This is a genomic window from Peribacillus sp. NPDC076916 (genome assembly GCF_050269675.1).
Taxonomy (GTDB): domain Bacteria; phylum Bacillota; class Bacilli; order Bacillales; family DSM-1321; genus Peribacillus; species Peribacillus aracenensis.
In genome coordinates, this window is sequence record NZ_JBNNIU010000004.1 from 132,737 (window position 1) to 156,082 (window position 23,346).

Consider the following 23,346-nt stretch of genomic DNA (forward strand, 5'->3'; position numbering starts at 1 on the left):
GAATTTTTTCGGTCCTTTATTTCACTCTATTTCAATAATTCTTCACCTTTGTTTTGCTTATGTTTTGCCGCAGCATTAACCTGTTCATCCGCATGGTAGGATGAACGGACAAGCGGACCGGACTCACAATGGCTGAAGCCTTTTTCCAATGCACGTTCCTTCAGCTCGGCAAATTCCTCAGGCGTGTAGTATTTCAGCACCTTTAAATGCTTTTTCGTCGGCTGCAAATACTGGCCGATCGTCATGATATCCACATTATTAGCCCTTAGGTCATCCATGGTCTCGAGGATTTCCTCCCGCGTTTCACCCAAACCAACCATTAAACTGGACTTTGTCGGGATTTCCGGATACAGTTCCTTGGCTCTTCTTAAAAGCTCCAATGAACGTTCGTATTTGGCCTGAGCCCGTACACGGTCGGATAAACTTCTGACAGTCTCTATATTATGGTTCAGGATATCAGGTTTAGCATCCATCAAAGTCTTGATATTTTCAAACACCCCGCCCATATCGGACGGTAATACTTCAATTGATGTAAAAGGATTTTTGCGTCGGATGGCACGGACGGTTTCAGCGAAAACTTCAGCGCCTCCATCCTTTAAATCATCACGGGCAACAGCTGTAATGACGACATGCTTTAAATTCATCAAAACAACGGAATCGGCAACACGCTCCGGTTCAGCCCAGTCCAATTCATTTGGACGTCCGGTTGTAACAGCACAAAAGCGGCATGCCCTTGTACAAATCTCACCTAAGATCATGAAAGTAGCCGTCCTTCTCACTGCCCAGCATTCATGAATATTCGGACATTTTGCCTCTTCACAGACGGTATGAAGATTTTTCTCGCGCATCATATTTTTTAAACCGAGGTAATTTTCGTTAGTATTAAGCTTTATTTTCAACCAATCTGGTTTACGAAGAATTTCTTTATTTGTAGAAGACATGAAAATGCCACTCCATTCTATAGAAATTAACACACCCTACTTTAACAATAAAAAAGCATTTATACAAGTTATAGTTGGTTTCCCATTATTTATTTTTCATGTTTATAGCTAAATCAGCAAAACTATAAAAGATGGATGGACTGATGTCTTTTAAATACGGAAAATGTCATGAAAGGAGCCTGCCCCATTGAAAAAATTATTCCTTATTACCATAACATGTTTGTTTATTTTGAATGCACCAGGCCAAGTGGCTGACGCTGCCGATACCCCGGATGTATATGCCGGGAGGATCGAGTTATATAAAAATATGGAGGCCACCCTTCAAATCCCGTGGTATTACCTTGCTGGAGCTGATCAATATGAGCACAGCCTCAGGGCCGCACGAAGGGATTTAGAGCCGGCAAAGGGTTTAATAGGCATCCACATTGAGCCTTCAAAGTGGAGCGGGGCCCTCAATCCTGATTTAAACGACGTGAACCCGCTCACGATCGCATTTTTTGATGGGTTGGGACACGATGGTAATGGTGATGGCAAAGCTGATATCACGAATGATACAGATCGATTGTATGCGTTTTCGAGGCATCTCCAATCTTATGGTGCTGATGAAGATAATATCCGGATCGGCTTGTGGAATTATTATAAACGAGATAAAGCCGTCAGCATCATTATCGGCAATGCCGAGATCTATAAAAAATATGGCCGGTTGGATCTGCATGAAAAGGCCTTCCCGGTTCCAGTACGCACTCATTATACGTACTTAAATACATGGGGAAGCGCTCGTGGATGGGGCGGAAGGAGAATCCATGAGGGCACTGATATTTTTGCGGATTATAGCCTTCCCGTTCGTTCCACGAGCTATGGGATCATTGAAATGAAAGGCTGGAATAAATTCGGCGGTTGGCGGATTGGGATACGGGATTTAAATAATACCTATCATTACTTTGCCCATTTAAGCGGCTTTGCCAAGGGGTTGAAAGTCGGACAAATCGTCGAGCCAGGACAAGTCATCGGAGGTGTCGGCAGTACAGGTTACGGCCCTCCAGGAACTTCCGGAAAATTCCCTCCACATCTTCATTACGGAATGTACAAAGACAACGGAATAACAGAATGGAGCTTTGACCCTTACCCCTATTTAAGATTATGGGAAAGGAAGGATCTGGCTAAAAAACAAAAGTGAGCGGCGTGAATTTTACGCTGCTTTTTTTGATTCGAACATAACATAAACCCCCAAACTTGATGCATAGTTATTAGTAAAGGGGGCTAAAGCGTGTTCCGAAAAAGATTTCGAACGAAGAAATTCCGAAAAAAGGGGCCTCTTCCCACCCGAAAAGTATTTCTCTATTCATTTATCCTGTTTATCATATCAAGCATCATGACCCTTTGGTACGTGGACAAATCCATCGAACCCGTGATCATGAGTGTAGCCGAATATGAAATCAAGCGGATTGCAACGGAAACGATTCATGAATCTGTCGATGAGAATATAGCGAAGGTTGATATGAACAAAATCATCACCAGCACCAAGGGCGGTAAGGACTCCAGCTCTTCCTATAGCTTCAATCCGGTCATATACAGTGAACTGCGGGCTAACATTACGAATGATATTCAAAAAAAACTTGGCATCAAACAAGGAAACCCTTTTAAAACAGGTTCAGCCAAAATAAATGATGAACAATATAAAAGTGTGGTCTATTATATACCATTTGGTGTCGTGACCGGGAATAACCTCCTTTCCAATTACGGCCCTGAAATCCCAGTGAAAATGTCGGTCATCGGGAATGTTGAATCGGATTTGAGGACAAAACTGACAAACGCAGGCATCAATAATGTTTATTATGAATTGATTGTGGATTTCGATGTCAATATTCAAATCGTCATCCCCTCATTCACAAAGGAGACCAAGGTGAGTCAAGAAGTGACAGTCGGAAGCCTGCTGATCGAAGGCGATGTTCCAAGTTATTTTAGTAACGGAAACGGTTCGGTGGCACCTCCCATCATGAAGGAAAACAAGGAATGAAAAAACCAGCTTATCCTTGAGGTTAGGCTGGTTCTTGTATATTAAGACATTTCATGATAAGCAAATGCAGGTTTTCTTTCAAGTCCACTTCATACGGCTCTTTGATTTGCTCCCCATCTTCTTCAAGAATTCTTATCATGGGCCGGTCTCCTATCCCCTCGTTCTGAGCGGATACTACCCCTTTCCTCCCATCATTCAATTCAACGGATAGACCATTAGGATAAATGGCAACCGCCCGGCGGAAAGCCTCGATGACCGTATTGTCGAACTTTTTCCCTACTCCGGCATAAAGGACTTCCAATCCTTGATGCGGCAGCATGGCCTTACGGTAAACCCGGTTGGAAGTCACGGCATCAAACACATCGGCAACGGCAATGATCTTGCAGAAATAATGGATTTTATCTCCTTTTATCCCACGGGGATATCCTGATCCATCTAACCGTTCATGGTGCTGATAGGCACAATTCGCAACTAAAAGGGACACGGTATGAACATTTTTAATTAGATGGAAACCGTAATCGGCATGTTTTTGGATTTGTTCAAACTCCTTTTCCGTCAGCTTACCGGGTTTATGGAGGATTTCCAAAGGCACGAGCATTTTGCCGACATCATGTAGAATCGCTCCCAGCCCAAGAATTTCGAGATTCTTATCATTGATTTTCAATTCCATCCCGATCGCCAGGGTATATAAGGTCACATTAAAGGAATGAGTAAAGATATAGTCATCGTATGTATAAACGTCGGCCAATAAAGTCATTAACTCCTTATTCCTTTTCAGCTCGCCCATGATGTTCCGAACTATTTGAGTGAACTTGACGTTAGCCTGCTCTATCGTGAATGACCCAGCAAGGTTCATTTTGTTCTTCATGTCCAGGAAAGTGGTTTCAATCGTATTAATGGCTTCTTTTCGTAGTTTACCTGACACTGGAGGCCTGGGAATAATGTCATCCGTCCTGGAATCTTGAATGTAAACAAAGGGAATATTTAGGGACACCAGTCGATTGATCATTTTCTGCGTTAATGTAAGACCCTCGCACAATAGGATATGGCCCCGCTCATTATAGATGTTTTTACCGAGCATCGCTCCAGGGCTTAGGGACTTTGTAATAGCTAGCCTCATACTTGTACTCCATTCCCCCACTCAATATTTGTAAATCAATCCGTTTCTTTCCTTTATAAGGATTATCGGAAAATATTTTGATAAATGAATCTGTTTGAACGCATTTATTGAAAAATTATCAGCATTTTCTTTGATAAAAAAATAAGGCCCCCTTCAAAAAAAAGAAAGCCCCCCTTTTCAAATCATTTTGATTAATGCCTCTTTACCAATCATTCCTGGATGAATGCCCTTTTCCACAGCCTCCCAGGTAACTGATTCAAGCGGCGCTTCCAATAGTTCTTCAATCGATTTAACTCCTGTGGCCCTTCCTGCAAGGATTTTTCGATCTCTCAATTTATCATTCAGCAGTCCAACATCTAACGCACCGCACATTATATACCCTTTTTCGGACGCGACAGCAAGTAAATTCGTTTTGGGAAGTCGGACAGAAATGGCAAGGAATGTATGATTATCAAGAATGATTGGTATCATGTTAATCAAATGGTTTCGCCCCTCTCTTCCCCATACTTTATGAAAAAAAGGGCGAAACCGTGATTTAGAGTTTGGTGTTTGCGTATATTTTTTCCAGCTTCCATAAAAGGATATCCCGTAAGAATTCCGGTAGTAAGTATTCCTTGCGATTGGAACGCTGGATACTTGGAAAGAAGTGCCCAAACGTGAACATATCAGGTATTGCCAGTTTATAGGACTTATCCGTCTGCAGTTTCTCCCCTTTTATAAATATCCCTTTTACGATCCCATTCTCCATTACGTTAAATTCAATTTGATCATAATGCATGACTCCCATGATTTTTCCGCGGAAACCGAAACCTTTCACCTGTACATGAGGCCACTCCTCATTTCTCGATTGCATTAAGATTTCTTTTAATTCATTCCCATTAACTTCAACGACGCAAGGATTGATGGGGTGTGGACAGATTCTGTGAATATCCCCTTTTGTGACAGGTCCCTTTGGCAGCCCTTCGAGCAGAAGACCGGCATTCAAAAAGGAACAATCCGCCTGAGTCCACTCCCTTAGGGCATCCCCAAGGAGTTCAGTCAAAGGACTTCCTTTGAACCAATCATTATCCAGTGCTTCGGGTAAATCCACTGCAACCTGTTTTAGCGTTTCCCCACCGGCCTGGTATATCTCTTCAATCCATGATCGTTCATTCTCCAATTCCAAAAAGTCATTGGTATCATAAAGAATGGCTCTCTTCTGGCTAATTTTCTTTTCCTGATTGACGGTCATTTCCACCTGTCCAATATAGAAACCATATTTCCCTGCACCGCAAAGGAGTGTATCATTGATCAATTTACCTTGGTGGAGGATATGGTGGGTGTGCGCGCCAAGTATGATGTCGATCTCCGGAAAATCCTCTGCCATCCTCTCATCATCATGGATGCCCAGGTGGGAAAGGATGATGATTACATCCGCCTCTTTTTTGACCTTTTCGAGCTGTGCCCTTAACTCCACGAATGGGTCTGTTATTTCCCACCCCATCGCAGAATAAAACTTTTGAAAAAAGGCTGTCAAACCTATCATGGCAACTTTGGTGCCTTTTACCGTCGTATGTATCCAATATGGCAGAGCCCATTCCGGCCTTTCATAATCATCGTAATAAATATTCGCTGCCAAGACCTTGAACTTTGCATGATCATACAAGGAGTCTAACGCCTCATGAGGTAAAGTGATTCCTTCATTATTGCCGATGGTCACATATTGGTAGCCCGCTTCATTTAACAGTTCAATATTTCCTTTACCCAACGTACCTTCTGTATATGGATGCCAACGGTCCACATGATCGCCTATATCCAGTATGATCGCTTCTTCTCCCGTTTCTTGATGAAGTTGTCTTCTTTCCTTAAGAAACTTATCAATACGAGGCCAATTCTCAAAATGACTATGGAGATCATTGGTGTGATACAAATGGATGATTTCTGACATCATTTCTCCTCCTCGTTTATCCTGTAATACCTTGATATATAAGACGCAAACCAATGATTATCAGCACTATTTTCAACATATTTTCCAGCGTCGCACTCTTTAGGCGCGTATTGATGAATGCGCCCAATTTAGCACCGAACCAAGCACCAGGAATCAGGGCAAAAGCATATGGCCAATTTACATTTCCAAGGGAAATATGCGTAATCGAATTAGTGATGGAAGATAGAAATACCATGAACATCGAAGTCGCTACAGCCATATGCGGAGGGAAGAAGAATAGAAGCATCATGACAGGAACCATTAAGGCCCCACCGCCAATTCCAAATAACCCAGAGCAGAATCCCACGACAAAAGAAATCAATACAGCCAACAGGGGGTGGTAACCATAGGAAAATGAATGTCCATTTTCAGTTTTATACGTCTTTACAATTTTCCCTTTTCCAGGCTTGAAAAGCATTGGCTTCAAACGATTTTTCACTAATAACACAATAGCCATGAAAACCATGAAAATTCCAAAGTACAATGAAAAAGCTTCGGCGTTAAGATTTTTATTCACATAAGCCCCTATTATTCCACCAGGAGCACTGCCAATAAAAAAGATTAAGCCGGCCTTATAATCCACCACTTTATGTTTTAAATAAGATAAAGTAGAAGAAAGGCCGGTAAAAATCATGATGACTGTTGAAATACCTACGGCGACCTGAGGAGTCAGCTCATCAATAATATTCGTAGATGTACCTAAATATAAAAGAGAAGGCACAATGATAATGCCGCCGCCCAGACCGACTAGAGCGCCTATTGCTCCCGCTAATAATCCAATCCCAACTAATACTAACCATACCATGAAGAAATCCGCCTTTACCTGTTTGTGAGGATATTACCTCTCTAGCTTGTCACATCATCTCTTTATTAATTATATAATGCCCCTTAAAACAAACCAAGCTGCTTAGGAGCCAGTCCTTCATATTCTATACCAAGCAACTCAATCATTTGTTTGGCATTATCAGCAGCGTCTCCGCCAGAGTTATTATTGAATAGGACATATATCTCCTTGGATTCCTTTTCCAATTTCCTGATTTTCTCCACCCATTCTGTCAATTCCTGATGATTATATCTATATAAGTACCTGACCTCACGCCAGTTATCACCTGAAGAAGGCCTTTGCCAACCATGCAGGTTACGGCCATGAAAGCGTATCAGGGTTTTATCTTTATCGGCGGCATGCAGAACGACAGGAATGGACCCCTCTCCAGCCTGCGGCTCATCGCATACAGTATGGATCCAGCCTTCCTTTTCGATAAAGTCCAAAGTTTGCTGAAATACATTGGGCCTGTACCAGCTTTGATTCCGAAATTCAATGGCAACTGGAATATTGCCCATTTCAGCTTTGCACCATCGCAGGTAATTCACATTTTCCCGTTTACAATCAAACCATGGCGGAAACTGAAATAAGACCATCGCGAGCTTACCGGACTTCTGATAAGCTTCCAGAGAGTCGCAAAATGCCTTGAACATTTCCTTCTTGCTTTCAAATGGGATTTCCCCACGCTGATGTCCAGTCATCCCTTGATAGGCTTTAACGACAAACTGGAATGATGCAGGCGTCTCGGATACCCACTTTTCACTGTTCCTCTTTGGCTGGACTGCATAGAATGAGGCATCCACCTCCACAACGGGAAAATGAGCACCGTACTCTTTGAGTTTATCACGCTGGGACACACCGCCATGATACAAACTATCATGATCACCCCAACCGGTCACACCAACATAAATCATCTGCATCATCACTCCTTTGGGACAGGCCCCAATTACTGGACTTCTTCTTTTATTATTTTTTACCCTTATGGAGCCATATCTAATCTTTGGTATAAGGGCGTGAATCAAAAACAAAAAGCCTGCCAGACAGACCCGGCAGGCTTTTTGTATGAATGGTTATCCTGAATCGCCTTACAGGCAGGCCAGTCGGTTATTACCCGATGGATCCTTCCATTTCGAACTTGATCAGACGGTTCATTTCAACCGCATATTCCATTGGAAGTTCTTTTGTAAATGGTTCGATGAAGCCCATTACGATCATTTCCGTTGCTTCTTGCTCAGAAATTCCGCGGCTCATCAAGTAGAACAATTGTTCTTCAGATACTTTGGAAACCTTCGCTTCGTGTTCAAGGGAAATATTATCATTCAAGATTTCATTGTAAGGGATCGTATCAGATGTAGACTGATTATCCATGATTAATGTATCACATTCAATGTTGGAACGAGCTCCATCCGCTTTACGTCCGAAATGAACGATACCACGGTATGTTACTTTACCGCCCTGTTTAGAAATTGATTTTGATACAATCGTTGAAGATGTATTAGGAGCCAGGTGAATCATTTTTGCTCCAGCGTCTTGGTGTTGGCCTTTGCCGGCAATGGCAATCGATAATGTCATACCGCGAGCGCCTTCACCTTTTAAGATGACAGCAGGATATTTCATTGTCAATTTAGAACCGATGTTACCATCGACCCATTCCATTGTTGCATTGGCATCACAAACCGCACGTTTCGTAACCAGGTTAAACACGTTGTTTGCCCAGTTTTGGATCGTCGTGTAACGGCAGTAGGCATCTTTTTTGATGACGATTTCAACAACCGCACTATGAAGGGAGTTAGTCGTATAAACAGGTGCTGTACAACCTTCGACATAGTGAACGGATGCGCCTTCATCAACAATGATAAGCGTACGCTCGAATTGCCCCATGTTTTCAGAGTTAATCCGGAAATAAGCTTGAAGCGGAGTATCCACTTTTACGCCTTTTGGTACATAGATGAAAGATCCGCCTGACCAAACTGCTGAATTCAATGCAGAGAATTTATTGTCAGTAGGCGGGATCGTTTTTCCAAAGTGCTCACGGAAGATATCTTCATTTTCACGAAGTGCTGAGTCCGTATCTTTAAAGACGATACCCAAGTCTTCCAATTCTTCTTTCATGCTATGGTAAACCACTTCTGATTCGTATTGAGCAGAAACGCCGGCAAGATATTTTTGTTCGGCTTCAGGAATTCCCAATTTATCAAAAGTCTGTTTGATTTCATCAGGAACTTCATCCCAAGATTTCTCTGATTTCTCTGATGGCTTAACATAGTATGTGATTTCATCAAAATTCAGGCTCTGCATGTCGCCGCCCCATTGAGGCATTGGCATATTGTAAAAATGCTCCAATGATTTCAAACGGAAATCAAGCATCCATTGCGGTTCATCCTTCATTCGAGAAATTTCTTCCACGATTTCTTTTGTCAGACCACGCTTTGAACGGAAGATGGAAACATCTTTATCCGCAAAGCCATATTTATAATCGCCGATTTCAGGCATTTTCTTTGCCATAGCTCGTATTCCTCCATTTCAAATGGCTGAATGACAACAGCTCATTTTAATTTAATTATTCCTTCAATCCCTTTTCCATGGCTTTCCAAGCTAAGGTAGCACACTTGATTCGGGCTGGGAATTTAGAGACACCTTGAAGGGCTTCAATATCCCCAAGGTCAATCTCATCGTCGTATTCTTTTCCCTGGATCATTAAGGAAAAAGTCTCGGATATCGCTAGGGCAGTATCAACGTCTTTGCCCTTGATGGCTTGAGTCATCATGGAAGCCGAACTCATGGATATCGAACAACCATCACCATCGAATTTAACATCGCTGACCTTGCCATCTTCAATCTTCATCGTTAAACGAATCCGATCGCCGCAAGTTGGATTATTCATATCGATAGTCATGCTGCCATCCTCTAGCATGCCCTTATTACGTGGTTTCTTATAGTGATCCATAATGACTTGTCGGTAAAGTGTATCTAGGTTATCAAAAGACATTACTGAAATACTCCTTCGTTTTAACAAGCCCGGATACGAGCTTATCAATATCTTCTTCCGTGTTATATAGATAGAAACTTGCTCTTGCCGTCGATGATACGTCCAACCATTTCATTAATGGCTGTGCGCAATGATGACCGGCGCGGACAGCAATTCCATCTGCATCAAGAACGGTAGCGACATCATGTGGATGTACGTCATTAATATTAAAGGTTATTACACCCGCACGCTTTTCTGCATCTTTAGGACCGAATATGGTCAGCCCTTCGACTGCTGACATTTTTTCCATTGCATAAGCGGCAAGCTTATGTTCATGCCGTTCAATATTATCCAAGCCGATTTCTTCCAAGAAATCAATTGCAGCACCAAGGCCGATGGCGCCGGCAATGATTGGGGTACCGCCTTCGAATTTCCACGGGAGTTCTTTCCATGTAGACTCTTGTAAACCTACAAAATCAATCATCTCTCCGCCGAATTCAATCGGCTCCATTTTTTCCAGAAGTTCTTTTTTGCCATATAATACGCCGATACCTGTTGGACCGACCATTTTATGACCTGAGAAGGCAAAGAAATCACAATCCAGATCACGGACATCCACTTTTAGGTGCGGCGTGCTTTGCGCCCCGTCGACTACCATTACAGCACCGTGTTCATGGGCAATTTTCGCGATTTCCTTCACAGGATTGATGACACCAAGTACATTCGAAACCTGCATGATGGAAACGATTTTCGTTGCGTCCGTAATCGTTGCCCTGACATCATCAAGGGAAATCGTGCAATCCTCTTGAAGCGGAATATACTTCAGTACAGCGCCTTTTTCTTTGGCAAGCTGCTGCCACGGAATGATATTACTGTGATGCTCCATGTAGGAGATGACGATTTCGTCACCCTCTTTAATATTTGCACCACCGTAACTTCTTGCTACAGTATTTAAAGAAGTCGTTGTGCCTCTTGTAAAGATGATTTCTTCTGTAGAAGAAGCATTAATGAATTTACGTACCTTTTCACGTGCACCTTCATACGCATCCGTAGCTTTTGTTCCAAGTGTATGCACCCCGCGGTGAACATTCGAGTTGTATCCGCGGTAATATTGCTCAATCGCTTCAATCACTGCAGCCGGTTTTTGAGAGGTTGCAGCACTATCTAAATAAACTAATGGCTGACCATTGACTTCTTGATCTAATATCGGAAAAAGCTTACGAATTTCGTATGGGTTCATTACTGTACTTTCCTTTCAATGACCGCTACTAATTGTTTTTTAACTCCCTCAATTGGAAGCTGGTTAACAACAGGGGCCAAGAATCCGTGAATGACAAGTCTTTCTGCTTCTTTCTTAGTAATACCACGGCTCATTAAATAATACAGTTGAAGCGGGTCGACACGACCGACGGAAGCAGCATGGCCAGCCGTTACATCATCTTCATCAATCAAGAGGATTGGATTGGCGTCTCCGCGTGCTTTTTCACTTAACATCAATACGCGTGATTCCTGTTCGGCATTTGACTTTGTAGCGCCATGCTCTATTTTCCCAATTCCATTAAAAATGGAGGATGCAGCGTCTTTCATGACACCGTGCTTAAGGATATAGCCCTCAGAGCGTTTGCCATAATGAATGATCGCTGTCGTAAAGTTCTGCTTTTGTTCCCCGCGTCCGACTACAACGGATTTAGTATCACCGTGAGAGCCATCGCCCATTAGATATGTTGTATTATCTGATATCGTATTTCCATCGTTCATCATGCCAAGTGCCCACTCAATACGAGCGTCACGCCCTGCCACCCCACGGCGGTTAACGTACGTCGTGAAGCCTTTAGAAAGGGTATCGACCGCTCCGTACTCCACTTTGGCATTCGCATTTGCAAATACTTCCGTTACGATGTTGGCAACCCCTTCGTTAGACTCAACGCTTGAGAAGTAGTTCTCTACATATGTGACAGAGCTATTATCTTCCGCTACGATCAAGACATGGTTGAAAAGTGTAGCATCTGGATTATCCAATAGGAATACAGACTGGATCGGCTCTTTGATTTCTACATTTTTCGGAACATAAAGGAATGCTCCCCCATTAACTAATGCAGCATGAAGCGCCGTTAAACGATGTTCATCTATCTTAACGCCGTCTTTCATGAAATATTTTTGCACGAGCTCAGCATGGTCGCGAGCCGCTGTTAAAATATCCGTGAAAATGACGCCTTGTTCTTTCACATTTGCTGACAGATTGATATGTGCCGGCGTATTATTGCGTTGAATGTATAAGTTTTCATTTTCTTCAATGATGGATTTAATTTCTTCCGGAAGCTCCTCTAAAGAAGCAAAAGCTTCACTTTCAACCGTATGAGTCTGGAATGAAGTAAAATTCCATTTATCGATTTTCGTTTTATCCGGCTTTGGCATCGGGAGCTTTTCTAATTCAGAAAACGCTTGAATCCGAAGCTCGGATAACCAAGCTGGCTCATTATTTTTAGTTGAATAGGAGCTTATATCCTCTTGTTCAAACGGTAATTTCGTTTCTGTAGTCATTGCAAATCCTCCTACTTACGCTTCTTCGCCAACAGTTTCGTCTTCAATGCCCAATTCTTGTTTAATCCAGTCATAACCTTCCGCTTCCAAACGGGCAGCAAGTTCAGGACCGCCTGATTTAACGACACGTCCTTGCATCATAACATGTACAAAATCAGGAGTGATGTAATTTAATAGACGTTGGTAGTGAGTGATGATCAAGCATCCAAAGTCTTCTCCGCGCATTTCGTTGATTCCTTTTGAAACGACTTTAAGTGCATCGATATCTAGACCTGAATCAATTTCATCCAAGATTGCAATTTTAGGTTGGATCATCATTAATTGAAGAATCTCGTTACGTTTTTTCTCTCCGCCTGAGAATCCTTCATTCAAATAGCGTTGCGCCATATCTTCATCCATCTCAAGGAACTCCATTTTTTGGTCCATTTGACGGATGAATTTCATCAATGAAATCTCATCGCCTTCTTCACGGCGTGCATTAATGGAAGAACGCAAGAAGTCAGCATTTGTAACACCGCTGATTTCACTTGGATATTGCATAGCTAGGAATAGGCCTACACGAGCGCGCTCGTCTACTTCCATTTCCAATACATCTTCGCCATCGAATGTGATGCTTCCGCTAGTCACTTCATATTTAGGGTGACCCATGATTGCTGATGATAAAGTGGATTTACCAGTTCCATTTGGTCCCATGATCGCATGGATTTCTCCACCTTTGACTTCAAGGTTTACCCCTTTTAAAATCTCTTTACCTTCAATTGATACGTGAAGATCTTTAACCGTTAATGTAGAAGCTGACATAATAATACCTCCGTGAACTAATTCCAATTTTATTACCAGAAAGTAAGGATTACTTTCTTTACTATAATTTTGCGTAAAAGCATTCTCACTTTATTCTCATTCCAATTTTATAACAAATCCAATTTGGAATCAACTAAATAGATAGGGGTTTTCACTTCCGCCATGTTTAAAACCCTTCCTATTCTTACAATACTAACAGATATGGCCTGTTTACTGCATATCTATACTTATTTTAGTTTTTGTTAAAATTATCTTATTATTCAGCAATCATCCTTATTAATATATGCTCAAGGAATTCGATTGCAAGGTATGAACGTTCTCTTTAAAAGAAAAAATCGGACTGACAGGCACTATGTAAGTTTATCCAATAAGGAAACCCTTATTTATGGACCACTTTCCATTTTACCTCTACAGACCGATCTTTTAAAGAACTCTTTTATATGCTTATCCGTGAATTTTGCTTTGTAGGTCTCGGACCATTTTATTGCACTTTACATGTTCCCTATCCCGTTCTTTCTCAACCTCGATACGGAGGTCTAAGTTTCTACTGTACTCACTGTAGCCAATCCCATGTGAAGACTGCATCGCCTTTTCCATTTCGCTTGTTACATTTAAATCTAGAGTATTGATAGTGAACCATCCTTTCGAATTTGTGTATCATTTTAATTCCTTCATTACCTCTATACCCTTCACTTTCATGATTAAACATAAAAAAACGGCCTGAATTAAATCAGGCCGCCATTCTTGAATTATTTATCCGCCGGTACAACCGCACCTTTGTATTCCTTAAGGATGAAATCTTGAATTTTTTTAGAATGCAACACTTCTACAAGCGCTTTGATTTCTTCTTTATTTTCATCGCCTTTGTTTACAGCGATGACATTCACATAAGGTGATTCGGAATCTTCAATCGCAATTGAATCTTTCAATGGGTCCAAGCCAGCGTCGATTGCATAGTTAGAGTTGATCAAAACAGCATCGCCTTCGCCGCTTTCATAAATTTTTGGAAGTAATGCCGCTTCATATTCAGCGTCGAATTTAAGGTTTTTCTTATTTTCAATGATGTCTTTCGTTGTAGCTGTCGTTTTATCGACGCCCTCTTTCAACTTGATGAGGCCATTCTTTTCCAACAGTGATAAAGCACGCCCATGGTCAGCGACAGAGCTGCTTAAAATGATCGTTGCTCCCTCAGGAAGTTTATCGATGCTTTTATATTTTTGTGAATATAAACCGATAGGCTCGATGTGGATCCCGCCCGCATTGACGAAATCATATCCATTCTCTTTAATTGCCGACTCTAAGAAAGGTATGTGTTGAAAATAGTTGGCATCCAATTCCTTATCATTCAACGCCTTATTCGGTAAAACATAGTCCTGGAATGTTTCGATTTCCAAATCGATTCCTTTTTCTTTAAGAAGCGGCTTAGCTTCTTCAAGGATTTCAGCATGCGGAACATTGGATGCCCCTACAACCAATTTCTTCGATTCTTTTTCCGTATCGCTGCCGCTTTTATCCTTTTCACTTCCACAAGCAGCCAAAGCGATAGATAACACTAAAATTAATGCAAATCCTAAAAACTTTTTCATCCTATTCATCTCCCTTTATCTTTTATCCAATTTAGATGTAATTACATCTCCAATAATTTGAATTATGAAGACGATAATTAGAATAACGATAGTCGCCACAAGTGTAACGTCATTATGATTTCTTTGATAGCCGTCCAAAAAGGCTAGATTACCAAGTCCGCCTGCGCCGATGACCCCGGCCATTGCGGTATATCCAACCAATGCAATCGATGTTACCGTAATCCCGGAAATAAGGGCAGGCATCGACTCTGGAAGAAGGACCTTCCAAATGATCGTGCTCGTTTTTGCCCCCATGGATTTAGCGGCTTCAATTACACCTTTATCGATTTCACGAAGGCCGATTTCAACCATACGCGCATAAAATGGGGCGGAACCGATAATAAGTGCCGGCAGTGCAGCGTTCTCTCCGATCATGGATCCGACGAGTGCTTTAGTGAAAGGAATGAGCAGCACGATCAAAATAAGAAATGGAATGGAACGGAATATATTAACGACTGCACTCATGACCCCGTTGACTACCCGGTTTTCCCACATATTACCCTTCCCTGTCAGGAACAGGATCAATCCTAATATTATGCCTATAAAAAAGGTTGCCACTACAGAGACGCTTGTCATGTAAAGCGTTTCTTTCGTTGCTTCAATAATGTCTTCCCAATCAACATTCGGCAATAATTCTTCAAGCATGAGTAATCACCTCCACGCCTACCTGCTGTGCTTTAATGAATTCGATTGCGCGGAGCATTTCATCCTCAGTGCCATCAAGATGGATAAACAATGTTCCATATGAACCGCTTCTTGTTTGGGATATCTTACCTTGAACGATATTGACATCCAACTCGAAGTTACGCACAAGCTTGGTGATCAACGGGCTTTCTGCATGATCACCTACAAAGGTCAATTGAATCACTTTACCTGCAGGATAACGTTCGAGCAAATGGTCCATCGTTTCTTTCGTTTCTTCTGGTTCCGTTACCTGCTGCACGAAACGCTTTGTCATTTGTTCTTTAGGATTCTTGAAAACATCCAGGACAGGACCCTGTTCAACAACTTGCCCGTTTTCCATCACGGCGACGCGATGACAGATTTTACGTATTACATGCATTTCATGTGTTATCAAGACGATCGTCAATCCTAGGCGCTGATTGATGTCAACAAGCAATTCGAGTATGGAGTCGGTAGTCTGCGGATCCAAGGCAGATGTCGCTTCATCACACAGCAGCACTTTAGGGTCATTTGCCAAAGCCCTCGCTATGCCCACCCTTTGCTTTTGCCCTCCGCTTAATTGTGAAGGATAGGCCTTTTCCCTGCCTTCCAGTCCGACTAACTTGATCAATTCGTTCACACGCTTGATCCGTTCCGCTTTAGAAACACCAGCAATTTCCAATGGGAAAGAAATATTATCCTGAACGGTCCTTGACCATAATAGATTGAAATGTTGGAAAATCATGCTGATTTCTTGACGTGCCTTACGGAGCTGAGCCCCTTTAATTTTTGAAATTTCCTTCTCAGCCACCACAACGGATCCCTCTGTAGGAGTTTCCAATCCATTGAGCATTCTGATTAAAGTACTTTTCCCGGCTCCACTGTAACCGATGATACCGAAAATCTCGCCTTTATTTATTTCAACATTCACATTATTTACAGCCTTGATCGTCTCACTGTTTCCTTTTCCTGTTCGGAACAGCTTACTGACTTTCGTCAATGTAATCATTAATCCTCACCTCTTTTATCCAATAAAACCTATGAACTTAGTTGATTTCTTTACATTATTAGTCTGTTTCTCATAACATGCACATGTTTTCCCCATTAAAACTGAAAAAACCTTTCTGCATGAGCAGAAAGGCAGGTGAAGAAACAGGCCTTTCTCTCATCTTCCAAAGTAATTAAACTTTGTGTGAATTGGCACCTTTCCAAGGAAATCTCCTTGTCGGTTGCCGGGTTTCATCGGGCACATCCCTCCACCTCTCTTGATAAGAGCTAATATATAGAATATTTGTACATCATTAAGTTCTTTAGTATGGAGAAATTTTATCATAGATAAAAAAGGAGCGCAATGTATATTATTTCTAGTTCAAGAATGAACAGAAACTTTGCTTAAAGCGTTTTGGAAGTCAAGGAGACGATATTCGTCGCTTTTTCAATTGCCTGCTCTAAATCTTCTATTAAGTCGTCTACATTTTCAATCCCAATTGATAAACGGACTTGATCGGCACTTACACCCGCTTTCGCAAGACCCGCCTCATTCAATTGTTGATGGGTCGTACTGGCTGGGTGGATGATCAAGCTCTTCGCATCCCCTACATTCGCCACATGGGACCATAATTCCACCGAATTGATAAGTTTTGCCCCAGCTTCGCGATTACCTTGTATTCCAAAAGTCACGACAGATCCAGCTCCCTTAGGCAAATATTTATCCGCAAGGGCCTTATCGGGATGATCCTCATCACCAGGATGCGAAACCCAAGTCACGGCAGGATGGTTTTTTAAATATTCAATGACAGACTTGGTGTTTGATAGATGCTCTTTCATCCTTACATGCAGCGTTTCAAGTCCAAGCGTAAACTGGAATGCACTTTGGGCACTTAGCGCAGGGCCTAAATCACGAAGTAACTGGACTCGGGCTTTCGTTATGAATGCGGCAGGTCCAACTGCCTCGGCATATACCAGACCGTCATAACTTGGGTCAGGCTCCGTGAAGCCAGGGTAGTTTGGCGAGTTCCAATCGAACTTCCCTCCATCCACGATGACACCGCCTAGTGTCGTTCCATTTCCCAGAAGCCATTTTGTAGCGGAATGGATGACGATGTCCGCGCCAAAATCAATTGGTCTGCAAAGATATGGTGTTGCAAAGGTATTATCAATGATTAAAGGTATGCCGGCTTCATGGGCGATTTTCGCTACCGCTTCAATATCAAGCACCCTCAAACTTGGATTACCGATCGTTTCGGCAAAAATGGCTTTAGTTCTTGGCGTAATCGCCCTTTTGAAATTTTCAGGGTCATCGGGAGAAACGAACCTCACTTTGATCCCATATTTAGGAAGAGTATTTTCAAAAAGGTTATACGTACCGCCATATAATGTAGAGGCTGAAACAATCTCATCACCTGCACCGGCAATGTTCAGGATTGAAAGTGAGATGGCAGCCATTCCGCTTGCTGTTGCCAATCCGCCGATGCCACCTTCCAATAAGGCCATTCTTTCTTCAAAAACGCTGACCGTGGGATTATGAAGCCGTGTATATATATAGCCATTCTCCTTTAGGCCAAATAAATTCGCTGCATGGTCGGTGTCTTTGAACAAGTATGCATTGCTTTGGTAGATAGGAACGGCACGGGCACCTGTTTCATCAGTTTGCAGACCGCCATGAACACTCAATGTTTCAAAACGCAACTTTTTCCCTGACATATGGTTTCACCTTTTTCTATGGATTTAGTTGGAATTTTATGATATCTGGCCTTTTATAAACAAAAAAACCACTTCAACAAGAAGAGGTCTCAAGAACACACCTCATCTACCAGAGCCAACACTCTGCTGGAATTAGCACCGTATATAAAATTTATACCGGTTGCCGGGCTTCGTCGGGCCAGTCCCTCCGCCACTCTTGATAAGAACTATTAAATTCTGCCATTACTTAATTCAAAATATATCATTTTAGAATAAATCAGTCAATGAATTGTTAGAATATTCTTTGTTTAATTCCAATCTCGCATTCAAATGTCCGCAACAAAGAAACCAACCACGGTTCTGATTGGTTTCTTAGCTGATTTCCTTAAGCAATCCGTACAAATAAGGAACGGATTGAAAGGCATATATTTTTTTGTGCAGCTTTCCTTTTTTGAAAAGCAATAAACAGGGCACACTTTCGATTTCATATGATTCGGCAATTGCTTGGACATAGTTCATATTCATTTTGCCTGCCTTCAATTCCGGGAACAGCTCCAAGGATATCGTCAGCATCTTGGAGGCAACCTGACAAGTGCCGCATAAAGGCGTATATAAATATAAGCAAAAGGTTTCCCCTTTTTCAACAGCAAGCTTACACTCTTCTTCTTTCCATTCCTGCATCAATTAGTCGTTCACCCTTTGACTTAAAAATTTCATTTTCACATTCATATTGGCAGATAGTAGCACAGTTGCGATATGATGTTCGGGTGAGCTTTCCACTTCTTTGTACATTTTATTAATATACAGGTGGTTTGCTTCCGGCATTTCCCTTCGGAACTGCTTCCGCAGCTTTTCTCCTGATTCATCTGCGTCAAAAAGGAGATAAACATCACGATCCATCAATTCATCAACTAATTCATCCAGCTTAGTTAATGATATGGTCCCATTTGTACATCTTATTTCCACATCTTCATTTAAAACGGAGGCAACTTTTCTTCTATCGGAACTGCCTTCTACAATAATCACTTTATCGAATTCGCCCCACTCCATGCCATCACTCCATCTCATGAATTATGTGCGCAACTGCCGCTGTATAAAATGAAAAAGAGAGCAGGCCCATTCAGTCCCCCCTCTCCTTCTTTTTAACCGTTGATTAAACTCTCATACTCTTCAGCGCTCATCAAGTTTTCAATATCACTGCTATTAGATGGTTCAAGTACGACCATCCATGCCTTTTCATAAGGAGACTCATTTACATATTCCGGGTTGTCACTTAAATCTTCGTTTACTTCAACAACCTTGCCACTGATAGGTGCATAAAGCTCAGAAACTGTCTTAACGGATTCAACACTTCCAAATGGTTCGTTCGCTTTCAATTCATCGCCGATTTCCGGAAGCTCAACGAATACGATGTCCCCAAGCTCGGACTGTGCGAAAGCTGTAATCCCAATGCGCACTGTTCCATCTTCCGTTTTGACCCATTCATGTTCTTTAGTGTAACGAAGTTCTTTTGGTGTTGTCGTCATTATTAACCCTCCATATGTACATCTTATTTTATCTATTTCATTATAAGGTAGATAGTGTGTTTAAGTAAGGAATTAACCAAATATTTTGTGAAATTTCAGTTCCAAACCTGTTCGAATTGCTCTTCTTTGAAACCTACCGTCACTTTAGTGCCATCTGTAACAATCGGCCTTTTCAGAAGCATTCCATCCGTGGACAATATATCAAGCATCTCTGCTTCAGAAGCTTCTTTCAGCTTATCCTTTAAGCCCAGCTCCCGATATTTTTGACCGCTGGTATTGAAGAACTTCTTCAATTCCAAATTGCTGATTTTATATAGTTTTTCTATTTCTGTTCGCGAAGGCGGATTTTCAGCTATATGGATCGCTTCATATTGCAGTTCATGATTATCCAGCCACTTCTTCGCATTACGGCATGTGCCGCATTTTGGGTACCAATATAATGTTAAGCCCATCATTTCACCACCTATCAATAGAATACCCGTTTTCAGCACGCAATACAACGAAATGTCTTTTGAATTTCCGTTGCGATTTCATCAAAGGAAATAAAGGGAATGCCTTTACGGGCATTCCCTTTACAGATTCTGATTCATTGCTTATAGAGCATATTTTTCCGCTTCGATCACTTTTACGGAGGCTTCACGTTTTTTCGCAATGACATTGATCGGATTGTGTCTTGTCAGCTTGCGGAGCGACGAAAGCATGATTCGAAGAGTATCGCCTGTTTCCACCGCAATTAACGTTTCTTTTGCATGCTGTTCTATTTCATTGAAAGCTTCCTGAACGAAGATTTCAGTGTAAAGCACTTTTTGTTTGTTCTTCTCCAGGCCTGTAGCTGCAATAGCTTTCTCCGTACGCAATACCACGGATTCAGCTGCATAGGCAAGGGATACGATATCGGCAATGTTTGAGAGGATTTCTTGTTCTTGATCAAGAGTTTTGCCGTATTTCTGTGCCGCTAGGCCAGCCGCCAAAATACCGATTTTCTTAGCGTTCCTAACAAGCATCTTTTCTTGTGCCAGTGGCTCATCGCCAGGCTCTTCCGGCATCATCATCATTAATTCCTCTTGCAGGCTTTGGGCTTTTTGAAGAAGCGGCAATTCCCCTTTAAGTGCTTTTTTCAGGAAAGTTCCCGGGACAAGCAATCGGTTGATTTCATTTGTACCTTCAAAGATCCGGTTAATACGGGAATCGCGATATGCTTTTTCAATTTCATACTCCTGCATGAAACCATAACCGCCATGAAGCTGTACGCCTTCATCTGTAACATAATCCAATACTTCGGAAGCGAAGAATTTATTCAATGAACACTCAATGGCATATTCAGCAACTGCGGCCGCCATTGATTTCCCATCTTTCACTTGCTCATCCGTCAATTTGCTTTGTCTCTGATCATAAAGGCCAACGGTACGATAGACAGAGCTTTCTGCTGCATAAATTTTAGCGGCCATTGTTGCAAGTTTTTCTTTCGTCAAGTTAAAATCGGAAATTTTCGTTTTGAACTGTTGACGTTGATTCGTATAAGCAGCTGTAATCTCAAGAGCACGTTTAGATCCGCCGACCGCACCAACGCCTAATTTATAGCGGCCGATATTCAGGATATTGAAAGCGATGACATGCCCTTTTCCGGCTACACCCAAAAGGTTTTCGACTGGTACATGTACGTCTTCAAGTATTAATGTACGTGTTGATGAGCTTTTGATTCCCATTTTCTTTTCTTCAGCGCCAGTTGATACGCCTTTATAATCACGCTCAACAATGAAAGCCGAGAATTGTTCGCCGTCGATTTTGGCGTATACACAGAAGACATCTGCAAAACCTGCATTTGTAATCCATTGTTTTTCACCGTTTAAAATATAGTGTGTTCCTTCTGGATTCAATTTCGCCGTCGTTTTTGCTCCCAAGGCATCTGAACCTGAGCTTGGTTCCGTTAAGGCATACGCAGCAATCTTCTCACCTGTCGCCAGTAAAGGGAGGTATTTTTTCTTTTGTTCTTCATTCCCGAATAATACGATCGGCAAAGATCCGATACCTACATGTGCACCATGTGTAATTCCGAACCCGCCTGCAAGCGCCATTTTTTCCGTGATCAATGCCGAACTGATTTTATCAAGACCCAATCCGCTGTATTCCTCAGGAACATCAGCACCAAGTAAACCGATTTCTCCTGCATGCTTCAGTAATTTAACGGAACGGTCAAATTCATGGTTTTCTAAATGTTCAACCTGCGGCAGAATTTCATTCACTACGAAATCCTCGGCAGTTTTGGCGATCATTTTATGCTCATCAGAATAATCTTCCGGTGTAAACACTTGATCATACGTAATATCTTCTACTAAAAAAGCTCCGCCTTTAATGAGGTTATCTGTAGTTTGATTTGACATATTATTTCCTCCTAAGTATTTAAGATGGTAAGCCCGCCGGAAGCATGAGATTCCGGGAGGCGTGGGATTACGCCAATAATTCAAATACTCCAGCAGCACCCATTCCGCCGCCGATGCACATTGTCACGACTCCGAACTGTTGGTTTCTGCGCTTCATTTCATGAAGCAGGCTTAATGTCAATTTTGCTCCCGAACATCCTAGTGGATGGCCTAAAGCGATGGCTCCGCCATTTACATTGACAATCTCTTCATTCAATCCGAGCTCACGAATGATTTGGATGGATTGGGAAGCAAAGGCTTCATTCAATTCAAATAAACCAATATCCGATAACTCAAGACCTGCCAGTTTCAAAGCCTTAGGAATGGCTGCAATCGGTCCGATGCCCATAATTTCAGGCGGTACTCCTGCTACAGCAAAGGAAAGGAACTTACCCATTGGTTTCATCCCTAATGAAGAGGCCTTTTCCCTATCCATGACCATGACCGCGGCTGCACCATCACTCGTTTGTGATGAATTCCCTGCTGTTACGGATCCTGTAACAGAGAATGCGGGTCTCAGTTTTTTCAACACTTCAGCAGTCGTGCCTGGACGAACGCCCTCATCCTGTGTAAAAGCAAATGACTTTTCCTTTAATTTAAGATCTGGTCCCACTGAACGGAGGGTCACTTCAACCGGTACGATCTCATCGGAAAACTTTCCTTCTGCAATGGCCTTAGCAGCCTTTTGATGACTTCTAACAGAAAATGCATCTTGATCTTCACGGGAAATTCCGTATTTTTTCGCAACGGCTTCAGCAGTATGTCCCATGCCCATATAATATTCCGGTGCCGTTTCCGCAAGTCTCGCGTTCGGACGTGTTACATGGCCCATCATAGGCAAAAGGCTCATGGACTCCGCTCCGCCTGCAATGACTGTATCACTTTGGCCGAGCATGATTCTTTCCGCTCCATAAGCGATACTTTGCAACCCGCTTGAACAGTAACGATTAATCGTTATGGCCGGTACTGAATAAGGCAATCCTGCCAATGCTCCAATGTTACGCGCCATGTTCAATCCTTGCTCCGCTTCAGGCATTGCACAACCGATAATCAGGTCATCTATGTTGCCTTCATAATTCCCTGCCCGCTTTAACGTTTCCTTTACAACAAGAGCCCCTAAATCATCAGGACGTACACTAGCAAGAGAACCTTTTTTCGCTCTTCCTACCGGAGTCCTTGCTCCAGCTACTATTACCGCTTCTTTCATGAGGATCCCCCTTACTCATTTTTAAGCTATCGATCTATTAATCTTC

Annotated in this window: 23 protein-coding genes and 2 riboswitches; of the genes, 2 read left to right on the forward strand and 21 right to left on the reverse strand. The window is 42.2% G+C overall.

The window, feature by feature from the left end; genetic code table 11:
- Positions 1–26 precede the first annotated feature (26 nt).
- Positions 27–941, reverse strand: coding sequence for a lipoyl synthase (gene lipA, locus ACQKFG_RS14335; protein WP_063234033.1), 915 nt, complete (start codon positions 939–941; stop codon positions 27–29).
- A 187-nt stretch (positions 942–1,128) separates the two neighbouring features.
- On the opposite strand from lipA, the gene ACQKFG_RS14340 reads away from it, so the two are divergent.
- The gene (locus ACQKFG_RS14340) at positions 1,129–2,118 is read left to right on the forward strand and encodes a M23 family metallopeptidase (RefSeq protein WP_427559965.1); all 990 of its coding nucleotides are present in this window, start codon (positions 1,129–1,131) and stop codon (positions 2,116–2,118) included.
- A 90-nt stretch (positions 2,119–2,208) separates the two neighbouring features.
- Positions 2,209–2,958: a sporulation protein YunB gene (yunB, locus tag ACQKFG_RS14345; RefSeq protein ID WP_192206955.1), complete on the forward strand. Its 750-nt coding sequence runs from the start codon at positions 2,209–2,211 to the stop codon at positions 2,956–2,958.
- A 22-nt stretch (positions 2,959–2,980) separates the two neighbouring features.
- On the opposite strand, the gene ACQKFG_RS14350 is transcribed toward yunB, so the two are convergent.
- The 20 genes from ACQKFG_RS14350 to ACQKFG_RS14445 all read right to left on the reverse strand — a co-directional run bounded on the left by ACQKFG_RS14350 (position 2,981) and on the right by ACQKFG_RS14445 (position 23,300).
- Positions 2,981–4,078: an HD-GYP domain-containing protein gene (locus ACQKFG_RS14350; RefSeq protein ID WP_427559969.1), complete on the reverse strand. Its 1,098-nt coding sequence runs from the start codon at positions 4,076–4,078 to the stop codon at positions 2,981–2,983.
- A 177-nt stretch (positions 4,079–4,255) separates the two neighbouring features.
- Entirely contained in the window at positions 4,256–4,558 is a 303-nt protein-coding gene (locus ACQKFG_RS14355; RefSeq protein WP_034310161.1) for a YunC family protein, read from the reverse strand.
- Between the two features lie 55 nt (positions 4,559–4,613).
- Positions 4,614–6,005: a bifunctional metallophosphatase/5'-nucleotidase gene (locus ACQKFG_RS14360; RefSeq protein ID WP_427559972.1), complete on the reverse strand. Its 1,392-nt coding sequence runs from the start codon at positions 6,003–6,005 to the stop codon at positions 4,614–4,616.
- 16 nt (positions 6,006–6,021) lie between these two features.
- On the reverse strand, positions 6,022–6,849 hold the full coding sequence (locus ACQKFG_RS14365; RefSeq protein ID WP_192206962.1) for a sulfite exporter TauE/SafE family protein: 828 nt from the start codon (positions 6,847–6,849) through the stop codon (positions 6,022–6,024).
- 83 nt (positions 6,850–6,932) lie between these two features.
- Complete coding sequence (locus tag ACQKFG_RS14370; RefSeq protein WP_192206964.1) at positions 6,933–7,781, reverse strand: DUF72 domain-containing protein; 849 nt, start codon at positions 7,779–7,781, stop codon at positions 6,933–6,935.
- A gap of 193 nt (positions 7,782–7,974) precedes the next feature.
- Complete coding sequence (gene sufB / locus ACQKFG_RS14375) at positions 7,975–9,372, reverse strand: Fe-S cluster assembly protein SufB (protein ID WP_076368170.1); 1,398 nt, start codon at positions 9,370–9,372, stop codon at positions 7,975–7,977.
- A gap of 55 nt (positions 9,373–9,427) precedes the next feature.
- Positions 9,428–9,856 carry a Fe-S cluster assembly sulfur transfer protein SufU gene (gene sufU, locus ACQKFG_RS14380; RefSeq protein WP_342614771.1) on the reverse strand — a complete coding sequence of 143 codons (429 nt, stop codon included), beginning with the start codon at positions 9,854–9,856 and terminating at the stop codon, positions 9,428–9,430.
- A complete protein-coding gene (locus ACQKFG_RS14385) occupies positions 9,846–11,075 on the reverse strand; it encodes a cysteine desulfurase (RefSeq protein ID WP_141992867.1) in 1,230 nt (409 codons plus the stop codon). Before ACQKFG_RS14385 ends, sufU begins: the two co-directional genes overlap by 11 nt.
- On the reverse strand, positions 11,075–12,376 hold the full coding sequence (gene sufD, locus ACQKFG_RS14390; protein WP_342614773.1) for a Fe-S cluster assembly protein SufD: 1,302 nt from the start codon (positions 12,374–12,376) through the stop codon (positions 11,075–11,077). Before sufD ends, ACQKFG_RS14385 begins: the two co-directional genes overlap by 1 nt.
- Positions 12,377–12,391: 15 nt before the next feature.
- A complete protein-coding gene (gene sufC / locus ACQKFG_RS14395; RefSeq protein ID WP_034310141.1) occupies positions 12,392–13,177 on the reverse strand; it encodes a Fe-S cluster assembly ATPase SufC in 786 nt (261 codons plus the stop codon).
- A gap of 749 nt (positions 13,178–13,926) precedes the next feature.
- Complete coding sequence (locus tag ACQKFG_RS14400) at positions 13,927–14,763, reverse strand: MetQ/NlpA family ABC transporter substrate-binding protein (protein ID WP_427559978.1); 837 nt, start codon at positions 14,761–14,763, stop codon at positions 13,927–13,929.
- A 15-nt stretch (positions 14,764–14,778) separates the two neighbouring features.
- Positions 14,779–15,447 carry a methionine ABC transporter permease gene (locus ACQKFG_RS14405; RefSeq protein WP_260285733.1) on the reverse strand — a complete coding sequence of 223 codons (669 nt, stop codon included), beginning with the start codon at positions 15,445–15,447 and terminating at the stop codon, positions 14,779–14,781.
- Positions 15,440–16,474 carry a methionine ABC transporter ATP-binding protein gene (locus tag ACQKFG_RS14410; protein WP_192206974.1) on the reverse strand — a complete coding sequence of 345 codons (1,035 nt, stop codon included), beginning with the start codon at positions 16,472–16,474 and terminating at the stop codon, positions 15,440–15,442. The genes ACQKFG_RS14405 and ACQKFG_RS14410 overlap by 8 nt, the downstream gene beginning before the upstream one ends.
- A 153-nt stretch (positions 16,475–16,627) precedes the next feature.
- A riboswitch (SAM riboswitch) is annotated at positions 16,628–16,740 on the reverse strand.
- A gap of 117 nt (positions 16,741–16,857) precedes the next feature.
- Positions 16,858–18,168, reverse strand: a complete 1,311-nt coding sequence (locus tag ACQKFG_RS14415; protein WP_192206976.1) for an O-acetylhomoserine aminocarboxypropyltransferase/cysteine synthase family protein — start codon at positions 18,166–18,168, stop codon at positions 16,858–16,860.
- 99 nt (positions 18,169–18,267) lie between these two features.
- Positions 18,268–18,374, reverse strand: a riboswitch (SAM riboswitch).
- A gap of 145 nt (positions 18,375–18,519) precedes the next feature.
- Entirely contained in the window at positions 18,520–18,828 is a 309-nt protein-coding gene (locus ACQKFG_RS14420; RefSeq protein WP_427560782.1) for a thioredoxin family protein, read from the reverse strand.
- A 3-nt stretch (positions 18,829–18,831) separates the two neighbouring features.
- Positions 18,832–19,197 carry a toprim domain-containing protein gene (locus tag ACQKFG_RS14425; RefSeq protein ID WP_048688210.1) on the reverse strand — a complete coding sequence of 122 codons (366 nt, stop codon included), beginning with the start codon at positions 19,195–19,197 and terminating at the stop codon, positions 18,832–18,834.
- 92 nt (positions 19,198–19,289) lie between these two features.
- Entirely contained in the window at positions 19,290–19,673 is a 384-nt protein-coding gene (gene gcvH / locus ACQKFG_RS14430; protein ID WP_034310122.1) for a glycine cleavage system protein GcvH, read from the reverse strand.
- 95 nt (positions 19,674–19,768) lie between these two features.
- On the reverse strand, positions 19,769–20,125 hold the full coding sequence (locus ACQKFG_RS14435) for an arsenate reductase family protein (RefSeq protein WP_192206978.1): 357 nt from the start codon (positions 20,123–20,125) through the stop codon (positions 19,769–19,771).
- 141 nt (positions 20,126–20,266) lie between these two features.
- On the reverse strand, positions 20,267–22,054 hold the full coding sequence (locus ACQKFG_RS14440) for an acyl-CoA dehydrogenase family protein (protein WP_427559984.1): 1,788 nt from the start codon (positions 22,052–22,054) through the stop codon (positions 20,267–20,269).
- 67 nt (positions 22,055–22,121) lie between these two features.
- Positions 22,122–23,300, reverse strand: coding sequence for an acetyl-CoA C-acetyltransferase (locus ACQKFG_RS14445; RefSeq protein ID WP_192206981.1), 1,179 nt, complete (start codon positions 23,298–23,300; stop codon positions 22,122–22,124).
- Positions 23,301–23,346 lie beyond the last annotated feature (46 nt).

Coding starts and splice junctions, on each gene's coding strand:
- ACQKFG_RS14435 (WP_192206978.1), bottom strand. CDS start 20,125: ATGGGCTTAACATTATATTGGTACCCAAAATGCGGCACATGCCGTAAT.
- ACQKFG_RS14415 (WP_192206976.1), bottom strand. CDS start 18,168: ATGTCAGGGAAAAAGTTGCGTTTTGAAACATTGAGTGTTCATGGCGGT.
- ACQKFG_RS14365 (WP_192206962.1), bottom strand. CDS start 6,849: ATGGTATGGTTAGTATTAGTTGGGATTGGATTATTAGCGGGAGCAATA.
- ACQKFG_RS14405 (WP_260285733.1), bottom strand. CDS start 15,447: ATGCTTGAAGAATTATTGCCGAATGTTGATTGGGAAGACATTATTGAA.
- lipA (WP_063234033.1), bottom strand. CDS start 941: ATGTCTTCTACAAATAAAGAAATTCTTCGTAAACCAGATTGGTTGAAA.
- gcvH (WP_034310122.1), bottom strand. CDS start 19,673: ATGACGACAACACCAAAAGAACTTCGTTACACTAAAGAACATGAATGG.
- ACQKFG_RS14400 (WP_427559978.1), bottom strand. CDS start 14,763: ATGAAAAAGTTTTTAGGATTTGCATTAATTTTAGTGTTATCTATCGCT.
- sufD (WP_342614773.1), bottom strand. CDS start 12,376: ATGACTACAGAAACGAAATTACCGTTTGAACAAGAGGATATAAGCTCC.
- sufU (WP_342614771.1), bottom strand. CDS start 9,856: ATGTCTTTTGATAACCTAGATACACTTTACCGACAAGTCATTATGGAT.
- ACQKFG_RS14440 (WP_427559984.1), bottom strand. CDS start 22,054: ATGTCAAATCAAACTACAGATAACCTCATTAAAGGCGGAGCTTTTTTA.
- ACQKFG_RS14350 (WP_427559969.1), bottom strand. CDS start 4,078: ATGAGGCTAGCTATTACAAAGTCCCTAAGCCCTGGAGCGATGCTCGGT.
- ACQKFG_RS14420 (WP_427560782.1), bottom strand. CDS start 18,828: ATGCAGGAATGGAAAGAAGAAGAGTGTAAGCTTGCTGTTGAAAAAGGG.
- ACQKFG_RS14410 (WP_192206974.1), bottom strand. CDS start 16,474: ATGATTACATTGACGAAAGTCAGTAAGCTGTTCCGAACAGGAAAAGGA.
- sufB (WP_076368170.1), bottom strand. CDS start 9,372: ATGGCAAAGAAAATGCCTGAAATCGGCGATTATAAATATGGCTTTGCG.
- ACQKFG_RS14370 (WP_192206964.1), bottom strand. CDS start 7,781: ATGATTTATGTTGGTGTGACCGGTTGGGGTGATCATGATAGTTTGTAT.
- sufC (WP_034310141.1), bottom strand. CDS start 13,177: ATGTCAGCTTCTACATTAACGGTTAAAGATCTTCACGTATCAATTGAA.
- ACQKFG_RS14425 (WP_048688210.1), bottom strand. CDS start 19,197: ATGGAGTGGGGCGAATTCGATAAAGTGATTATTGTAGAAGGCAGTTCC.
- ACQKFG_RS14385 (WP_141992867.1), bottom strand. CDS start 11,075: ATGAACCCATACGAAATTCGTAAGCTTTTTCCGATATTAGATCAAGAA.
- ACQKFG_RS14360 (WP_427559972.1), bottom strand. CDS start 6,005: ATGTCAGAAATCATCCATTTGTATCACACCAATGATCTCCATAGTCAT.
- ACQKFG_RS14445 (WP_192206981.1), bottom strand. CDS start 23,300: ATGAAAGAAGCGGTAATAGTAGCTGGAGCAAGGACTCCGGTAGGAAGA.